The 16,126-nt window shown below is 71.8% G+C and carries 18 protein-coding genes; 14 read left to right on the top strand and 4 right to left on the bottom strand.

The window, feature by feature from the left end:
- Positions 1 to 35 precede the first annotated feature (35 nt).
- The 6 genes from mmsA (at position 36) to yjfF (ending at position 7,561) form a co-directional block, all read left to right on the top strand.
- Positions 36 to 1,577 (top strand): multiple monosaccharide ABC transporter ATP-binding protein, encoded by a 1,542-nt coding sequence (gene mmsA, locus H2O74_RS14010; RefSeq protein ID WP_182112134.1) that lies wholly within the window; start codon positions 36 to 38, stop codon positions 1,575 to 1,577.
- A complete protein-coding gene (gene mmsB / locus H2O74_RS14005) occupies positions 1,574 to 2,755 on the top strand; it encodes a multiple monosaccharide ABC transporter permease (protein ID WP_182112133.1) in 1,182 nt (393 codons plus the stop codon). Before mmsA ends, mmsB begins: the two co-directional genes overlap by 4 nt.
- Positions 2,756 to 2,981: 226 nt before the next feature.
- Positions 2,982 to 3,983, top strand: a complete 1,002-nt coding sequence (locus H2O74_RS14000; RefSeq protein WP_182112132.1) for an ABC transporter substrate-binding protein — start codon at positions 2,982 to 2,984, stop codon at positions 3,981 to 3,983.
- A gap of 10 nt (positions 3,984 to 3,993) precedes the next feature.
- Positions 3,994 to 5,517: a sugar ABC transporter ATP-binding protein gene (locus tag H2O74_RS16505; protein WP_220457969.1), complete on the top strand. Its 1,524-nt coding sequence runs from the start codon at positions 3,994 to 3,996 to the stop codon at positions 5,515 to 5,517.
- Positions 5,514 to 6,542, top strand: coding sequence for an ABC transporter permease (locus H2O74_RS13995; protein ID WP_220457968.1), 1,029 nt, complete (start codon positions 5,514 to 5,516; stop codon positions 6,540 to 6,542). The genes H2O74_RS16505 and H2O74_RS13995 overlap by 4 nt, the downstream gene beginning before the upstream one ends.
- Positions 6,542 to 7,561: a galactofuranose ABC transporter, permease protein YjfF gene (gene yjfF, locus H2O74_RS13990; RefSeq protein WP_182112130.1), complete on the top strand. Its 1,020-nt coding sequence runs from the start codon at positions 6,542 to 6,544 to the stop codon at positions 7,559 to 7,561. Before H2O74_RS13995 ends, yjfF begins: the two co-directional genes overlap by 1 nt.
- A 5-nt stretch (positions 7,562 to 7,566) precedes the next feature.
- Here yjfF and H2O74_RS13985 read toward each other — a convergent pair whose 3' ends face one another.
- Entirely contained in the window at positions 7,567 to 8,250 is a 684-nt protein-coding gene (locus tag H2O74_RS13985) for a TrkA family potassium uptake protein (protein ID WP_182114298.1), read from the bottom strand.
- A gap of 70 nt (positions 8,251 to 8,320) precedes the next feature.
- The gene (locus H2O74_RS13980) at positions 8,321 to 9,691 is read right to left on the bottom strand and encodes a TrkH family potassium uptake protein (RefSeq protein WP_182112129.1); all 1,371 of its coding nucleotides are present in this window, start codon (positions 9,689 to 9,691) and stop codon (positions 8,321 to 8,323) included.
- A 71-nt stretch (positions 9,692 to 9,762) separates the two neighbouring features.
- Here H2O74_RS13980 and H2O74_RS13975 point away from each other — a divergent pair, with 71 nt between their 5' ends.
- The 3 genes from H2O74_RS13975 to H2O74_RS13965 all read left to right on the top strand — a co-directional run bounded on the left by H2O74_RS13975 (position 9,763) and on the right by H2O74_RS13965 (position 11,554).
- The gene (locus tag H2O74_RS13975) at positions 9,763 to 10,941 is read left to right on the top strand and encodes an acetoin utilization protein AcuC (protein WP_182112128.1); all 1,179 of its coding nucleotides are present in this window, start codon (positions 9,763 to 9,765) and stop codon (positions 10,939 to 10,941) included.
- Positions 10,942 to 11,088: 147 nt separating this feature from the next.
- Positions 11,089 to 11,310, top strand: coding sequence for a helix-turn-helix domain-containing protein (locus H2O74_RS13970; protein ID WP_182112127.1), 222 nt, complete (start codon positions 11,089 to 11,091; stop codon positions 11,308 to 11,310).
- 145 nt (positions 11,311 to 11,455) lie between these two features.
- Entirely contained in the window at positions 11,456 to 11,554 is a 99-nt protein-coding gene (locus H2O74_RS13965; RefSeq protein ID WP_003792170.1) for a 30S ribosomal protein bS22, read from the top strand.
- Positions 11,555 to 11,683: 129 nt separating this feature from the next.
- Here the strand turns inward: H2O74_RS13965 and H2O74_RS13960 are convergent, their stop codons facing one another.
- Positions 11,684 to 12,556, bottom strand: coding sequence for an HAD-IB family hydrolase (locus H2O74_RS13960; protein WP_309232660.1), 873 nt, complete (start codon positions 12,554 to 12,556; stop codon positions 11,684 to 11,686).
- A 35-nt stretch (positions 12,557 to 12,591) separates the two neighbouring features.
- Here H2O74_RS13960 and H2O74_RS13955 point away from each other — a divergent pair, with 35 nt between their 5' ends.
- Both H2O74_RS13955 and H2O74_RS13950 read left to right on the top strand, forming a co-directional pair.
- Positions 12,592 to 12,861 (top strand): glutaredoxin family protein, encoded by a 270-nt coding sequence (locus H2O74_RS13955; RefSeq protein ID WP_182112126.1) that lies wholly within the window; start codon positions 12,592 to 12,594, stop codon positions 12,859 to 12,861.
- Positions 12,858 to 13,499 carry a redox-sensing transcriptional repressor Rex gene (locus H2O74_RS13950; RefSeq protein WP_182112125.1) on the top strand — a complete coding sequence of 214 codons (642 nt, stop codon included), beginning with the start codon at positions 12,858 to 12,860 and terminating at the stop codon, positions 13,497 to 13,499. Before H2O74_RS13955 ends, H2O74_RS13950 begins: the two co-directional genes overlap by 4 nt.
- An 80-nt stretch (positions 13,500 to 13,579) precedes the next feature.
- Here the strand turns inward: H2O74_RS13950 and H2O74_RS13945 are convergent, their stop codons facing one another.
- Positions 13,580 to 14,134: a YceI family protein gene (locus H2O74_RS13945; protein WP_182112124.1), complete on the bottom strand. Its 555-nt coding sequence runs from the start codon at positions 14,132 to 14,134 to the stop codon at positions 13,580 to 13,582.
- 156 nt (positions 14,135 to 14,290) lie between these two features.
- Between H2O74_RS13945 and H2O74_RS13940 the strand changes: the two genes are divergently transcribed.
- Genes H2O74_RS13940 through H2O74_RS13930 form a run of 3 tightly spaced genes read left to right on the top strand, consistent with a single transcriptional unit; the run spans position 14,291 to position 16,126 of the window.
- Positions 14,291 to 14,821 (top strand): MarR family winged helix-turn-helix transcriptional regulator, encoded by a 531-nt coding sequence (locus tag H2O74_RS13940; RefSeq protein ID WP_182112123.1) that lies wholly within the window; start codon positions 14,291 to 14,293, stop codon positions 14,819 to 14,821.
- Positions 14,822 to 14,879: 58 nt separating this feature from the next.
- Positions 14,880 to 15,542: a histidine phosphatase family protein gene (locus tag H2O74_RS13935; protein ID WP_182112122.1), complete on the top strand. Its 663-nt coding sequence runs from the start codon at positions 14,880 to 14,882 to the stop codon at positions 15,540 to 15,542.
- A complete protein-coding gene (locus H2O74_RS13930; RefSeq protein WP_182114296.1) occupies positions 15,542 to 16,126 on the top strand; it encodes a TlpA disulfide reductase family protein in 585 nt (194 codons plus the stop codon). Before H2O74_RS13935 ends, H2O74_RS13930 begins: the two co-directional genes overlap by 1 nt.

Here is a 16,126-nt window from a genome sequence, read left to right as displayed (position 1 = left end):
GCTCGGTCACCCCACACGAGCGAGGAAGAGGCCGCATGAGCAGCACCATCTTGGAGATGCGTTCCATCACCAAGACGTTCCCGGGCGTCAAGGCGCTCCAGGACGTGAACCTGAGCGTCGAGCGCGGTGAGATCCACGCGATCTGCGGCGAGAACGGCGCCGGCAAGTCCACCCTGATGAAGGTCCTGTCGGGCGTGTACCCCCACGGCACGTACGAGGGCGAGATCCTCTTCGACGGCGAGCCGGTGCGCTTCGGGTCGATCAACGACTCCGAGCACAGGGGCATCGTGATCATCCACCAGGAGCTCGCCCTGGTCCCGTACCTGTCGGTCGCCGAGAACATCTACCTCGGCAACGAGCAGCGCGGGCGCGGCGGCCTCATCGACTGGAACCACACCAACGCCGAGGCGGCCAAGCTCCTCGCGCGCGTGGGCCTGGACGAGAACCCGACGACGCCCGTCGCCCAGCTCGGCGTGGGCAAGCAGCAGCTCATCGAGATCGCGAAGGCGCTCTCGAAGGAGGTCAAGCTGCTCATCCTCGACGAGCCGACGGCGGCGCTGAACGACACGGACTCCGAGCACCTGCTCGGGCTGCTGCGCCAGCTGCAGTCCCAGGGCATCACCTCGATCATGATCTCGCACAAGCTCAACGAGATCGAGGAGATCGCGGACCGCACGACGATCATCCGCGACGGCCGCACCATCGAGACGCTCGACATGAGCGATCCCACCTCGACGCAGGACCGGATCATCAGGGGGATGGTCGGCCGCGACCTCGAGCACCGCTACCCCGAGCGGACGCCCAGCGTCGGCGAGGAGGTGCTGCGGGTCGAGGACTGGACCGTCCACCACCCCACGCAGCTGGGCCGCGTCGTCGTGGACGGTGCGAGCTTCTCGGTGCGGGCGGGCGAGGTCATCGGCATCGCCGGCCTCATGGGCGCGGGCCGGACCGAGCTGGCCATGAGCATCTTCGGGCGCAGCTACGGGCGTGACATCACCGGTCGCCTCTACAAGCGCGGCGAGGAGATCAGGCTCCGGTCGGTGAGCGAGGCCATCGCCCAGGGCATCGCCTACGCCACCGAGGACCGCAAGCGGTACGGCCTGAACCTCATCGAGGACATCAAGCGCAACATCTCGGCCGCGGGCCTGCCGAAGCTGTCCAGCCACGGCTGGGTGAACAGCAACGAGGAGGTCAAGGTCGCGGAGGAGTACCGCGCGAGCATGAACATCAAGGCCCCCAGCGTGCTGTCCGTCGTGGGCAAGCTCTCCGGTGGCAACCAGCAGAAGGTCGTGCTGAGCAAGTGGATCTACACCGACGCGGACGTCCTCATCCTGGACGAGCCCACGCGGGGGATCGACGTCGGCGCGAAGTACGAGATCTACACGATCATCAACCGCTTGGTGGCCGCAGGTAAGGCGGTCGTCGTCATCTCGAGCGAGCTGCCCGAGCTGCTCGGCATCTGCGACCGGATCTACACGCTCGCCTTCGGGCGGATCACGGGCGAGGTCGACGTCGCCGAGGCCAGCCAGGAGCGCCTCATGGAGCTCATGACGCAGGAAAAGGAACAGGTGCAATGACTGGCATCGCCAACATCCGGGAGCTCGCGACCCGGAACATGCGGCAGAGCGGTATCTACATCGCGTTCGTGTTCATCGTCGGGCTGTTCGCGATCCTGAGCGACGGCCTGCTGCTGAGCCCCGCGAACATCTCGAACATCGTCCTGCAGTACTCCTACATCCTCATCCTCGCGATCGGGATGGTCATCGTGATCATCGCCGGTCACATCGACCTCTCGGTCGGCGCGGTGGTGGCCTTCACCGGCGCCGTCGCGGCGACCCTGGTCATCAAGAACGGCCTGCCCTGGTGGATGGGCATCGTCGCGGCGCTCGTCGTGGGCCTGCTCGTCGGCGCGTGGCAGGGCTTCTGGGTCGCGTTCGTCGGGATCCCGGCGTTCATCGTCACGCTCGCCGGCATGCTGCTGTTCCGCGGCGCGACCCTGCTGGTGCTCGGCAACATCTCGCTCTCGCCGTTCCCGCGCGAGTACAGCCAGATCGCCTCGGGCTTCCAGAACGGCCTCATCGGCGGCAACGGGTTCGACGCGTTCACCCTGGTGATCTTCGCCATCGCCATCGCCGGGTACGCGTTCAGCCAGTGGCGCAGCCGCCAGGCCCGCGTGCGCTACCAGCAGGCCGTCGAGGCCTTCCCGCTCTTCGTGCTGAAGATCGTGCTGGTCGCCGCGCTCGTGATGTGGTTCGCCTGGCAGCTCGCGACGAGTCGCGGCCTGCCGAACGTGCTCATCATCCTCGCGGTGCTGATCCTCGTGTACGGCCTGGTCACGAACCGCACGGTGTTCGGCCGGCACGTCTACGCGATCGGTGGCAACCTCTCCGCCGCCCAGCTGTCGGGTGTCAAGGTCCGGTGGGTCAACTTCTGGATCTTCGTCAACATGGGCTTCCTCGCCGGCGTCGCCGGTGCCGTCTACTCGGCCCGGTCCAACGGCGCGCAGCCGAACGCCGGCCAGATGTTCGAGCTCGACGCCATCGCCGCGTGCTTCATCGGCGGCGCGGCGGTGACCGGTGGTGTCGGCAAGGTCAGCGGCGCCATGGTCGGCGGTCTGATCATGGCCGTCATGAGCAACGGCATGCAGCTCATGAGCATCGACCAGTCTGTCCAGCAGGTCGTCAAGGGTCTCGTGCTCCTGCTGGCCGTCGCCTTCGACGTCTACAACAAGCGCCGCGCGGGCTCCGCTCGCTGACGCCTCCTCACACCGCGCGACGCGCGCGGCCTCGCACGACACGACGCCCGGTCTGCCTCGGCAGGCCGGGCGTCGTCGTGCGCCGGTTCGGGGCGATTCGACCGTTATCGAGATGTGACCTGGGTCACTTGACCGTATGTGTGAGCGCTAACACACTCGACGCAGCGGATCGACGGCGACCCGCCCCGGCCCCGGGCCGGGACCCGCGAGGACAAGGACGTCACTCATGAAGCGACACCTGGTGGCAACGGCCGCTGCGGCGGCGGTGCTCGTGCTCTCCGCGTGCGGGGGGACGACGGACCCGGTCGAGCAGGAGCCCGCCACGGAGGCGGAGGGCGGCGGCGGCGAGGACGAGCTCATCGTCGTGGGGTTCTCCCAGGTCGGCGCGGAGAGCGGCTGGCGGGCCGCCAACACGGCCTCGATCCAGGAGACGCTCACGCAGGAGAACGGCTTCGACCTCAAGTTCTCCGACGCCCAGCAGAAGCAGGAGAACCAGATCCAGGCGATCCGCACCTACATCGCGCAGGGCGTGGACGTCATCGCCTTCTCGCCGGTGGTCGAGTCCGGCTGGGACGACGTGCTCGAGGAGGCGAAGGCCGCGGGGATCCCCGTCGTGCTCACGGACCGGGCGGTCGACTCGCAGGACGACTCGCTCTACGTCTCGTTCATCGGCTCGGACTTCGTCAAGGAGGGCGAGATGGTGGGCGAGTGGGTGTCCGAGAACCTCGGCACCGAGCCGCTGAACGTCGTCGAGCTCCAGGGCACCACCGGGTCCGCGCCGGCGATCGACCGCAAGGAGGGCTTCGAGTCCGCGACCGCCGACAACCCGAACATCGAGATCATCGCGTCGCAGACCGGCAACTTCACGCGCACCGAGGGCAAGGCCGTCATGGAGGGCTTCCTCCAGGCGCACGAGGACATCGACCTCGTGTTCGCCCACAACGACGACATGGGCCTCGGGGCCATCGAGGCGATCGAGGCCGCGGGCATGGTCCCCGGCGAGGACATCAAGATCGTCACGATCGACGCCGTCAAGGACGGGATGCAGGCGCTGGCCGACGGGAAGATCGACTACATCGTCGAGTGCAACCCGCTGCTCGGCCCGGACCTCGCCGAGATCATCCAGCAGGTGATGGCCGGCGAGGAGGTCGAGAAGCGGATCGTCGTGGAGGACCTCGCGTTCGACCAGGAGGCCGCCCAGGAGGCCCTGCCGGACCGGCAGTACTGAGGCCGCCGCGATGACGACGACCGAGCCGGTCGTGGAGATGACCGCCATCTCGATCGAGTTCCCCGGCGTCAAGGCGCTGCAGGACGTCGACCTGCGCCTGTTCCCCGGGGAGGTGCACGCCCTGATGGGGGAGAACGGCGCGGGGAAGTCGACGCTCATCAAGGCGCTCACCGGCGTCTACGCGATCGACAGCGGGACGATCCGCGTGGGGGGACGTGAGGTGGCGCTCGGCGGGCCGGCGCAGGCGCAGGCCGCGGGGATCAGCACCGTCTACCAGGAGGTGAACCTCTGCGAGAACCTCTCGGTCGCGGAGAACATCATGCTGGGTCACGAACCGCGGCGGTTCGGGGCGGTCGACTGGCCCCGGCTGCGCCGGCGCGCCGCCGAGCACCTGGCGCGGCTCGGTCTCGACCTCGACCCGCGCTCGGTGCTCGGCACGCACTCGCTGGCCGTGCAGCAGCTGGTCGCGATCTGCCGGGCGATGGTCGTCGAGGCCCGCGTCCTGGTGCTCGACGAGCCGACGTCCAGCCTCGACGCCGACGAGGTCGCGACGCTGTTCCGGATCGTGCGGACGCTGCGCGACCAGGGCGTCGCGATCCTCTTCGTCTCGCACTTCCTGGAGCAGGTCTACGAGATCTCGGACCGGATGACGATCCTGCGCAACGGCCGGGTCGTCGGCGTCCACCGGACGTCCGAGCTGCCGCGGCTCGAGCTGGTCTCGGCGATGATCGGCACGTCCCTGGCGACCCTCGAGCGGCTCGAGGAGCGGACGGAGCGCTCCGCCGGGCACCGGCCGGACGCCCCCCCGGTGCTGACGGCGGTCGGCCTCGGCCGGCGGAGGGCGGTGCAGGCGTTCGACCTCGACCTCTACGAGGGCGAGGTGGTCGGCCTCGCCGGGCTCCTCGGCTCGGGGCGCACCGAGCTCGTGCGCCTCCTGGTCGGCGCCGACCACGCCGACCAGGGGCACCTCGAGGTGCAGGGGGTGCCCACACGCCTGCGGACGCCCCGCGCGGCGCTCCGGCGGGGGATCGCGTTCTCCTCCGAGCACCGCAAGGCGGAGGGGATCGTCGGGGACCTCAGCGTCCGGGAGAACATCGTGCTCGGCCTGCAGGCCGAGCGCGGCTGGCGGCGGCTGCCGCGCCGCCGCGTCGACGAGGTCGTCACGCGGTACATCGAGGCCCTGGGCATCCGGCCGGCGGACCCCGAGGCGCTCGTGCGCAACCTCTCCGGCGGCAACCAGCAGAAGGTGCTCCTCGCGCGATGGCTCGCGACGGCGCCCACGGTGCTCGTGCTCGACGAACCGACCCGCGGCATCGACGTCGGTGCCAAGGCCGAGATCCAGCGGCTCATCGCGTCGCTCGCCGAGGACGGGATGTCGGTCGTGTTCGTCTCGGCCGAGCTCGAGGAGGTCCTGCGCCTGAGCCATCGCATCGCCGTCATGCGCGACCGGGTCAAGGTGGCCGAGCTGGTCAACGGGGAGGACGTCGGGCTCGACGACGTCGTCGGGCTCATCGCGGGGGGTGCGCACGCGTGACGACCGTGGTCCGGCACCGCCTGTTCTGGCCCGTCGTGGCGCTCGTCGCGCTGATCGTCGCGAACGCCCTGCGGACGCCGACGTTCCTGCGCGTCCGGGTCCAGGACGGCCACCTGTACGGCGCGCTGATCGACGTCCTGCGTCAGAGCGCGCCGCTGCTCCTGGTCGCGCTCGGCATGACGCTGGTCATCGCGACGCGCGGCATCGACCTGTCCGTCGGCGCCGTGATCGCCGTCTCGGGCGCCGTGGCCCTGAGCTACATCGCCTCGGCACCCGACCCCGCGGCGCTCGGCACCGTCGTGACGGCCGTCGGCCTGGCGCTCGTGCTGGGCCTGCTGCTGGGCACGTGGAACGGGTTCCTCGTCGCCGTGCTCGGGATACAACCGATCATCGCGACCCTCGTCCTCATGACGGCGGGCCGGGGGATCGCGATGCTCATCACGGGCGGCATGATCACGACCGTCAACAGCCCGCCGTACAAGACGATCGGCTCGGGCTTCCTGCTGGGCCTCCCGGTCCCCGTCGTCATCGCGGGGGTGATCTTCGTCGTCGTCGCGCTGCTGACGCGCCGCACGGCGCTCGGCATGCTCGTCGAGTCCGTCGGGATCAACCCCGAGGCGAGCCGCCTGGCGGGCGTGCGTGCGCGCAGCATCACCTGGACGGTCTATGCGCTCACCGGCCTCTTCGCCGGGGTCGCCGGCCTGATGATGAGCGCCGACGTCATGGCGGCCGACGCCAACAACGTCGGGCTGTTCATCGAGCTCGACGCGATCCTCGCGGTGGTCATCGGCGGGACGTCGCTCGCGGGCGGCAAGTTCTCGCTCAGCGGCACCCTCGTGGGTGTCCTGGTGATCAAGACGCTGACGATCAGCGTGACGATCCTGGGCATCTCGGGGTCCGTCACCCCGCTCTTCAAGGCCGTGGTGGTGATCGCCGTCTGCCTCGCGCAGTCCCCGGCCCTGCGCCGGCGCCTCGCGGCCCGCCGCGGCGTGCCGGTCCCGGCCCGGACGGAGGTGGCGGCCTGATGACGACCGACCAGGCGCTCGGCACGGGCCGCGCGGCGGACGTCGTCGCGGGGGGCAGGCGCCGTCGGCCCTCCCTCGACGCCCGGTACCTGCCCGTCGTCGGCACGCTCGTGGTGCTCGTCGCGATGCTGGCCGTCGGCGGGAGCCGCTACGACACGTTCCTCTCGGGGCGCGTGATGTCGAACCTGTTCATCAACAACTCGTTCCTCATCGTGCTCGCCGTCGGGCTGACGTTCGTCATCCTCACGGGCGGCATCGACCTGTCGGTCGGTGCGGTCGTGGCGCTCGTCGGCGTGGTCGCGGCGACGCTCCTGCAGTCCGGGTGGCCGGCCGCCGTGGTCATCCCGCTCGTCGTGCTCGTCGGCGCGGTCATCGGCCTGCTCGTGGGCGTCATGGTCCACGTCTTCGAGATCCAACCGTTCATCGCGACGCTCGCCGCGATGTTCCTCGCGCGCGGGCTCTGCTACGTCATCAGCCTGAGCTCCATCCCGATCAACGACCCGACGATCGTCTTCCTCTCGGCGTACCGCATCCCGATCGGCGACTGGAACCTCACGCCGAGCGTCATGATCGCGCTCGCCGTGGTGGCGGTCGCGTGGTTCGTGCTGCACCACACCCAGTTCGGCCGCACGGTCTACGCCATCGGGGGCGGGGAGCAGTCCGCCATGCTCATGGGCCTGCCGGTCGCGCGCACCAAGGTGCTCGTGTACGTGATCAGCGGGACGTGCGCGGGCATCGGCGGGCTCCTGTTCACCATCTACTCGCGGTCCGGCTACTCGCTCACCGGCGTCGGCATGGAGCTCGACGCGATCGCCGCCGTCGTCATCGGCGGCACGCTCCTCACGGGAGGCAGCGGCTTCGTCGTCGGCTCCGTGGTCGGCGTCCTGGTGCTCGGCCTCATCCAGACGATCATCACGTTCGAGGGCACGCTCAGCTCGTGGTGGACCCGCATCGTCATCGGCGGCCTGCTGCTCGCCTTCGTCGTCCTCCAGCGGGTCATCGCCGTCCGGCGACGCTAGCCGGGTCAGGGACGCGCCGCGAAGCGCTCCAGCAGGTCGGCGTGGCCGGAGACGATGAGCAGGTCGTTGGCCGAGATCCGCGTCTCGTCCGTCGCGTAGACGAACTCCTCGCCCGGCGGCTTCACACCGATGACCGTGACGCCGTACCGCTTGCGGATCTGCGACTGCGCGATCGTGAAGCCCTGCGTCTCGCGCGGCGGCCGCATCTTGACGATCGTGAAGCCGTCCTCGACCTCGATGTAGTCGAGCAGCTTGCCCGAGACCAGGTGGGCCACGCGGTTGCCGGCGTCGGCCTCGGGCAGCACCACGTGGTGCGCCCCGATCCGCTGCAGGATGCGCGAGTGCTCCACCGAGATGGCCTTGGCCCAGATCTGCGGCGTGTCCAGGTCGACCAGGTTGGCCGTGATGAGCACGCTCGCCTCCAGCGACGTGCCGACGCCGACGACCGCGACCGGGAAGTCCTTGGCGCCCAGCTGGACGAGCGCCTCGGGGTTGGTCGCGTCGGCCTCGACGAGCGGGAACCGGCCCGTGTAGTGCTGGACGAGCGAGGACTCCCGCTCGACGGCGAGGACGTCGTGACCCAGCCGGTCCAGGGTCAGCGCGATCGAGGAGCCGAAGCGGCCCAGGCCGACGACGAGCACGCCGCCGTCGCGGACCTCCTCCTTCTCGGCCCCGCGGCGGCCGGGCACGCGCGTGGTGCGCTCGGGGGCGGGGGCCTCCAGGCCGTGGGGCCCTTCGGCGCTGCGGCGGAACGGGTTGTCAGCCAATGATCGGCCTCTCCTCGGGGTACCGGATGACCCGGCGCCGGTCGCGCAGCGCGAGCGCGGCTGCGAACGTGATGGTGCCCGTGCGGCCCACGAACATGAGCGCCGCGAGCACGTACTTGCCCTGGTCCGGCAGGTCGGCGGTGATGCCCGTCGACAGACCCACCGTGGCGAACGCCGAGATCACCTCGAACAGCACGACGTCGAGGCTCAGGTCGGTGATCTCGAGCAGCGCGAGCGTCGCGACGAGCACCGCCGTCGCGCCCACGAAGACCACGGCGACCGCCAGCCGGAGCGTCTCGCGCGGGATGCGACGGCCGAACGCCTCGACGTCCCGGTCGCCGCGCGCCTCGGCGATGATGGCGAGGAGCATCACGGCGAGCGTCGTCACCTTGATGCCGCCCGCCGTCGAGGCGCTACCGCCGCCGACGAACATCAGCGCGTCGTTGATGAGCCACGTCGACTCCTTCATCTCCCCGACGTCCACGGTCGAGAACCCGCCGGACCGCGGCATGACGCCGGCGAAGAGCGCGGCGATCACCTTGCCCGACGTGTCCAGGGTGCCGAACGTCGCCCGGTTGCCCCACTCGGACGCGGCGATGAGGACGGTGCCGAGCACGACGAGCGCCCCCGACGTCGTCACCGTGAGCTTGGTGTGCAGGCTCCAGCGCCGCACGTCGCGCCGTCGCTGCACCACGTTGAGGATGACGGGGAAGCCGAGCGACCCGATGAAGACGCCGACGACGATCGGCATCCCGATCCACCAGTCGGACACGAACGGCCCCAGGCCCTCGGCCGTCGGGACGAAGCCGGCGTTGTTGAAGGCCGAGATCGCGTAGAAGACGCCGTGCCACACGGCCTCGCCGAGGTCCTCGCCGACCACCGCGAACCGCGGGATGAGCGCGAGCGCGATGAGCACCTCGAGGGACGTCGACGTCAGGATGACGACGCGCAGGAGCGAGCCCACCTCGCCCAGCCCCGACGAGCGGGTCTCGCTCGCGGTGAGCAGCTTCTGGGTGAGGCCGATGCGCCGGGAGACGGCGATGCCGAGCAGCGAGGCGAGGGTCATCACGCCGAGCCCGCCGACCTTGATCCCGACGAGGATGACCACCTGACCGAACATCGACCAGTAGGTGCCCGTGCTGACGGTCGTCAGACCCGTGACGCAGACGGCGGAGACGGCGGTGAAGACCGCGTCGACGAACGGCGCGCGCTCGCCGCTCGCCGTCGCCTGCGGGAGCAGCAGCAGCACGGTGAAGAGCGCGATGACCGCCGCGAAGACGACCAGCGCGAGCCGTGCCGGGGACTGGCGCGCGGCGCGGTCCACGAACTCCCGGCCGGCGAAGAGCCTGCGGGGCAGCTCCATCCCCGCACCTCCTGGTCCTGGCGGCCGCTGCTCGACGGCCAACTCTGGCACGTCGCGGGCTACGGTGAGGCATGGCGCCCACCCGTTTCGTCTGGTCCGACGCCATGCTCGGGTACGACTTCGGCGAGCAGCACCCGATGAACCCGCTGCGCCTTGACCTGACCTTCCGCCTCGCGCGCGAGCTCGGCGTGCTGGACGCGCCGGGAGTCGAGCTGGTGGGCGCGGAGCCGGCCGACGACGACGTCCTGCTGACGGCGCACGACGCCGCGTACGTCGCGGCCGTCCGGCGCGCGTCGACCACGGGCGAGACCGACCTCGAGCACGGCCTGGGGACGGACGACGACCCGGTGTTCCCGGGCATGCACGAGGCCGCCGCACGCATCGTCGACGGGAGCGTGCGGGCCGCCGAGGCGATCTGGGACGGCGCGTGCGGGCACGCGGTGAACGTCGGGGGCGGGATGCACCACGCCATGGCGGACCACGCGTCGGGGTTCTGCGTCTACAACGACGTCGTCGCGGCCGTGCGGCGCCTGCTCGCGCTCGGGGCGGAGCGCGTCCTGTACGTCGACCTGGACGCGCACCACGGCGACGGCGTCGAGAAGGCCTTCTGGGACGACCCCCGCGTGCTGACCGTCTCCGTGCACGAGAGCGGGCTGTCCCTGTTCCCGGGGAGCGGTCACACCACCGACGTCGGCGGCCCCGACGCGCGCGGCGGTGCCGTGAACGTCGCGCTCCCGGCCGGGACGTCGGACGCGCCGTGGCTGCGCGCGGTCCGCTCGGTCGTGCCGCCGCTGGCGCGGGCGTTCCGCCCCCAGGTGGTCGTCAGCCAGCACGGGTGCGACGCGCACGGCCTGGACCCGCTCACCAACCTCTCGGTGTCCGTCGACGCGCAGCGCGCCGCGGCCGAGCTCGTGCACGACCTCACGCACGAGGTCGCCGACGGGCGCTGGCTCGCCCTCGGCGGCGGGGGGTACGCGGTCGCCCAGGTGGTGCCGCGCGCCTGGACGCACCTGCTCGCCCTCGCGGCGCACGTGCCCGTGCCGGTCGACGCCGCGGTGCCGGAGCGGTGGCGCGAGTACGCGGCCGGGGTGGTCGGCTTCCCCGTGCCCGCGACGATGGGGGACGGCGAGACCGCGCAGCCGCGGCCTTGGAGCGAGGGCTACGACCCGGCCGACGACGTCGACCGGATCATCCTGGCCACGCGCCAGACGGTCTTCCCCTGGTTCGACCTGGACCCGCTGTACGACTGACCGGGTGAGGCGCGGCGTGCTCCTCTTTCACTCCAGCCCCACAGGCCACTACGGTTGGGGCACGCGGCGATCGCCGCACCAGCTCTGCATCCCGTCCGCGTGGCCCGCCGCGTGCGACGGATCTGCTCCGTGAGGGACGAGGCCAGGATGAGTGGTGGTCAGGAGCGGCCACGCCTGCGGTACTTCACCGTCGCGGAGGTGGCCGAGACCATGCGGCTGTCGAAGATGACCGTCTACCGCCTGGTCCACTCCGGGGAGCTGCCGGCCGTGCGGGTCGGACGCTCCTACCGGGTACCGCAGGACGCGCTCGAGGCGTACCTCGCGGCGTCGTCGGTCGAGTCGTCCGACCGCGACCGCATGTCGTCCTGACCCTGCCGGGACCTCTTCCGGCGCGGGCACCTGCCCGGGCACGGTAGAGTGACGGCGGACTTTCCCGAGCGCGGGCTGGTCGGTGGCCGAGAGGCCGCTGACATCACCAGGACCGCCGGCACACCGATCACAGTTGCGAGGACACGTGGGCTCCGTCATCAAGAAGCGCCGCAAGCGCATGGCCAAGAAGAAGCACCGCAAGCTGCTGCGCAAGACGCGCCACCAGCGCCGCAACAAGAAGTGAGCGCGCGCCCGCGAGGGCGCTGACGCGAAGGACCTCGACGAGGGCCCGGCTCCGGCCGGGCCCTCGTCGCGTCCGCAGGGTGCGTCGCCGTGGCAGGGGCCGTCGGGACCCGGAGCCGCGCGGGACCGGTCAGCCGCGCAGCTGGCGGCGGACCGCGCGCAGGATCAGACCGGCGACCCACGCGGCGCCCGCCCCGCTGGCGGTGTACATGCTGCGGCGCGCGGCGGTACGCCGGCGGCCGCGGAACTCGCGCACGGGCCAGCCGACCTTGCGCGCGTGGCGGCGCAGGCGGGCGTCCGGGTTGATCGCGACGGGGTGGCCGACCGAGGACAGGATCGGCACGTCGTTGGTCGAGTCGCCGTAGGCGTACGAGCGCGCCAGGTCGATGTCCTCGCGCCGGGCCAGCTCGGCGACGGCGCTCTCCTTCGCGCGGCCGTGGAGCAGGTCGCCGACGAGGCGGCCGGTGTAGAAGCCGTCGCGGTGCTCGGCGACGGTGCCCAGCGCGCCGGTGACGCCGAGCCGGCGGCCGATCAGCTCGCCGATCTCGACCGGGCTCGCGGTGATGATCCACACCTGGTGGCCGGCCTCGAGGTGGCGGTTGAGGAGCGCCTGGGTGCCGGGGAAGATGCGCAGCGAGAGGACCTCGTCCCACACCTCCTCGCCGATCGCCGCGATCTCGGCCACGGACTTGCCGGCCACGATCGACAGCGCGCGCGAGCGGACCTGGTCGATCTTCTCGACGTCCTCGCCGAACATCAGGTAGTGCGCCTGGTGCAGCGCGAACGTCACGAGGTCCTTGGTGCCGAAGAACCCGCGCCGCCGGAGCCCGACGGCGAGGTGGAAGGCGCTCGCGCCGCGGATGATCGTGTTGTCGAGGTCGAAGAACGCGGCGGTCCTGGCGTCGGCCTCGTCGAGGCTGCGGTGGTGGGCCGCCACGGCGGCCCGACCGGACTCCGCGTCGGAGCCCGGGAGCTCGGATCGTCCCGGTCTCGGCTCGGCCACCCGGTCACTGTAACGACTCCCCTAGGGTTGGGCGCATGAGCGACCGGGTGGACGAACGGGTGGTCCTCTACGTCCGTTCCGGCTGCCACCTGTGCGAGGCCGCGCGCGACATCGTCGCCCCCGTGGCCGCCGAGGCGGGCGCCGGGGTGAGCGAGATCGACATCGACACGGCGCCGGACGCCGCGGAGCTGGTGGAGCGGTACGGGGAGCTCGTGCCCGTGGTGGTCGTCGACGGCGTGCAGCAGGGCTACTGGCGGATCGACGCCGGACGCGTGCGGCGCGCGCTCGCGGCGGGTCGCGCATGACGGCACGCCCGGTGCCGGCCTCGACCGTCGCGCGCCTGCCCATCTACCTGCGCGCGCTCGAGCAGCTCGCCGAGCGGGGGGTGGAGCGGACGTCGTCGGGCGAGCTCGCCGAGCTCGCGGGCGTGGGGTCCGCGCAGCTGCGGCGGGACCTGTCCTTCCTCGGCTCGCACGGGGTGCGGGGCGTCGGGTACGAGGTGGACCACCTCGAGGCGCAGGTGGCCGCCGCCCTCGGGCTCATGGGGGACCTCGCCGTCGTCATCGTCGGCCTGGGCAACCTCGGGCACGCGCTCGCCAACTACGTGGCGGGCACCGGCAAGGGCTTCCGGGTCGCGGCGCTCGTGGACACGGGTCCGGACATCGTCGGGACGACCGTGTCCGGGCTGGTGGTCGAGCACGGGCGCGACCTCGAGGACGTCGTGCGGCGCGAGGGCGCGCGCCTCGCGGTCCTGGCGACGCCGGCAGGGGTCGCGCAGGACGTCTGCGACCGCCTCGTCGCCGCGGGCGTGACCGGCATCCTCACCTTCGCGCCGTGCGTGCTCCAGGTCCCGGCCGACGTCGACGTGCGCTCGGTCGACCTCGCCACGGAGCTGCAGATCCTCGCGTTCCACGAGCGCCGCAAGGGCGCCGCGCGCGCCTGACGCCGGACGGCGCGGGGCCGGACGCGGCCGTGCCCCCGCCGGCGGACCGGCGGGGGCACGGCGTCGGGCCGAGGGCCCGGTCAGGCCTTGACGGCCTCGATCTCGAGCGCGACCTTGACCTTGTCCGAGACGAGCACGCCGCCGGTCTCGAGCGCCGCGTTCCACGTCAGCCCGAAGTCCTTGCGCGACAGCTCGGTCTTCGCGGAGAAGCCGAGGCGGGAGGCGCCGAAGGGGTCGGTGGCCGCGCCGTTGAACTCGACCTCGAGCTCGACCTCGCGTGTGACGCCGTGGATCGTGAGGTCGCCGACCAGCACGTACTCGTCGTCGTCCTCGGCACGGATCGACGTCGAGGCGAAGGTCCACGTCGGGTACGTCTCGACCTCGAAGAAGTCGGCGCTCTTGAGGTGGCCGTCACGGTTCGTGTCGCGGGTGTCGATCGTCGCCGGGTCGAGCGTGGCGGTGACGCTCGAGGACGCGAGGTCCTCACCGATGGTCACGGTGCCGTCGGTGATCGCGACGGTGCCGCGGGTCTTGGAGATGCCCGCGTGGCGGACCGTGAAGGACGCCGAGCTGTGCGACGGCTCGATGCTCCAGGTGCCGGTGGTGACGCCGGTCGGCAGGGTGGTCGTGCTCATGGGTGCTCCTCGGTGGTGGTCTGTGGCGGTCGGTCGATTGGTTGAACAATCAACCTCTCGTTGATATTTCTACTACACCCGGGACGGGGGCACAACCGTTCGACCGCCGTCCGCGCGGCCGTCGTGGCACCCTGATCGGGACGGAGGGGGAAGATCATGACGGCTGAGACGCGGACCCGGGCCACGGCCCCGACCGGAGCCGCCGCAGCGCGCACCGCGGCGCCGGGCGCCGACACGACACCTTGGCTCACCGCCGAGCAGCAGCGCGCCTGGCGCGCGTACCTGTCCGGGACCGCCCGGGTCGCCGAGGCGCTCACGCGCCAGCTCGACCAGGACTGCGGCCTGTCGCTGAGCGAGTACGAGATCCTCGTCCGGCTCTCCGAGGTCCCGGACCGCACCCTGCGGATGTCGGAGCTCGCCTCCTCGCTCGTCCACTCCCGCAGCCGCCTCACCCACACCGTCACGCGGCTCGAGCGGCGCGGCGTGGTGCGCCGCGAGAACTGCCTCGTCGACGGCCGGGGCGTCAACTGCGTCATGACCGACGACGGCTACGCGCTCCTCGTCGAGGCGGCGCCCGGGCACGTGCGCGCCGTGCGCGCCAACCTCGTCGAGCTGCTCAGCGACGAGCAGATGGTGGCGCTGGGTGCCGCGATGGAGCGCCTGGCCGCGGGCCCCGACGACGCCTGAGCGCGCCACCGGGCGGGGGTCGCACCGGGCACCCCCGCGGATGGGCGAGAATCGACGCATGCCGACGACCACCGTCCACCTCATGCGCCACGGCGAGGTGCACAACCCTGACGGCGTCCTCTACGGCCGGCTGACCGGGTTCCGCCTGTCCGAGCGGGGCGTGGCCATGGCCGAGCGCATCGCCGCCCACCTCGCGGGGGAGGGACCGCTGGGCGAGCCGCGGCACGACGTCGTGCACGTCGTGGCCTCGCCGCTGCAGCGCGCGCAGGAGACCGCCGCCCCGATCGCCGCCGCCTTCGGCCTCGACGTCGCGAGCGACGAGCGGCTGCTCGAGGCGAAGAACCACTTCGAGGGCAAGACCTTCGGCGTGGGGGACGGGTCGCTGCGGCGCCCCGCGCACTGGCCCTACCTCTGGAACCCGTTCCGGCCCTCGTGGGGCGAGCCGTACCGCGAGCAGGTCGCGCGCATGCTCGCCGGCGTCGCCGCCGCGCGGGACGCCGCCGCCGGGCACGAGGCCGTGGTCGTGAGCCACCAGCTGCCGATCTGGGTCACGCGCCAGGCGCTCCAGGGGCGGCGCCTGTGGCACGACCCGCGCAAGCGGGAGTGCTCCGTCGCCTCCCTGACCTCGCTGCACTACGACGGGGACCGGCTCACCGGGATCACGTACACCGAGCCCGCGGGCGACCTCCTGCCGCGCGTCAAGACGGTCCCGGGGGCGTGATGCGGAGCTCCGCGCGCGCCGCCGGCCTCGTCGGCGTCGCCCTGCTGCTGGCCGGGTGCGGCCCCAGCGTGGACGGCGGCTGGACCGAGGACGGCGGCGAGGCCGGCTACGTCTCGGGCGACGAGTCCGTCACCACGTGGCCCGCCGACGACCGCGAGGGCCCGGTGGAGGTCGCCGGCACCGACTACAGCGGCGCCGCGATCGACATCGCGCAGTGGCGCGGCGACGTCGTCGTGCTCAACACCTGGTACGCGGAGTGCCCGCCGTGCCGCGCCGAGGCGCCGGACCTGGTGGCGATCGCCGGGGACTACGCCGACCAGGGGGTGCGCCTGCTCGGCATCAACACGACCGACGACGCCGGCGCCGCCCAGGCCTTCGAGCGCACGTTCGCGGTGCCGTACCCCTCCCTCGACGACGCGCAGAGCCACGCCGTCGCGAGCCTCTCGGGGGTCGTGCCGCTGCGCGCCGTGCCCACCACGGTGGTCCTGGACCGCGAGGGCGACGTGGCCGCGCGCATCCTCGGCAAGGCCGACGGCTCGACGCTGCGTGCCCTCATCGACGACCTGCTCGCCGAGCCCGCCTGA

The sequence above is a fragment of the Actinotalea sp. JY-7876 genome (assembly GCF_014042015.1).
Lineage (GTDB): Bacteria > Actinomycetota > Actinomycetes > Actinomycetales > Cellulomonadaceae > Actinotalea.
The sequence above is the reverse complement of the archived record's forward strand: the minus strand, read 5'-3'. Positions and strand labels throughout refer to the sequence as shown.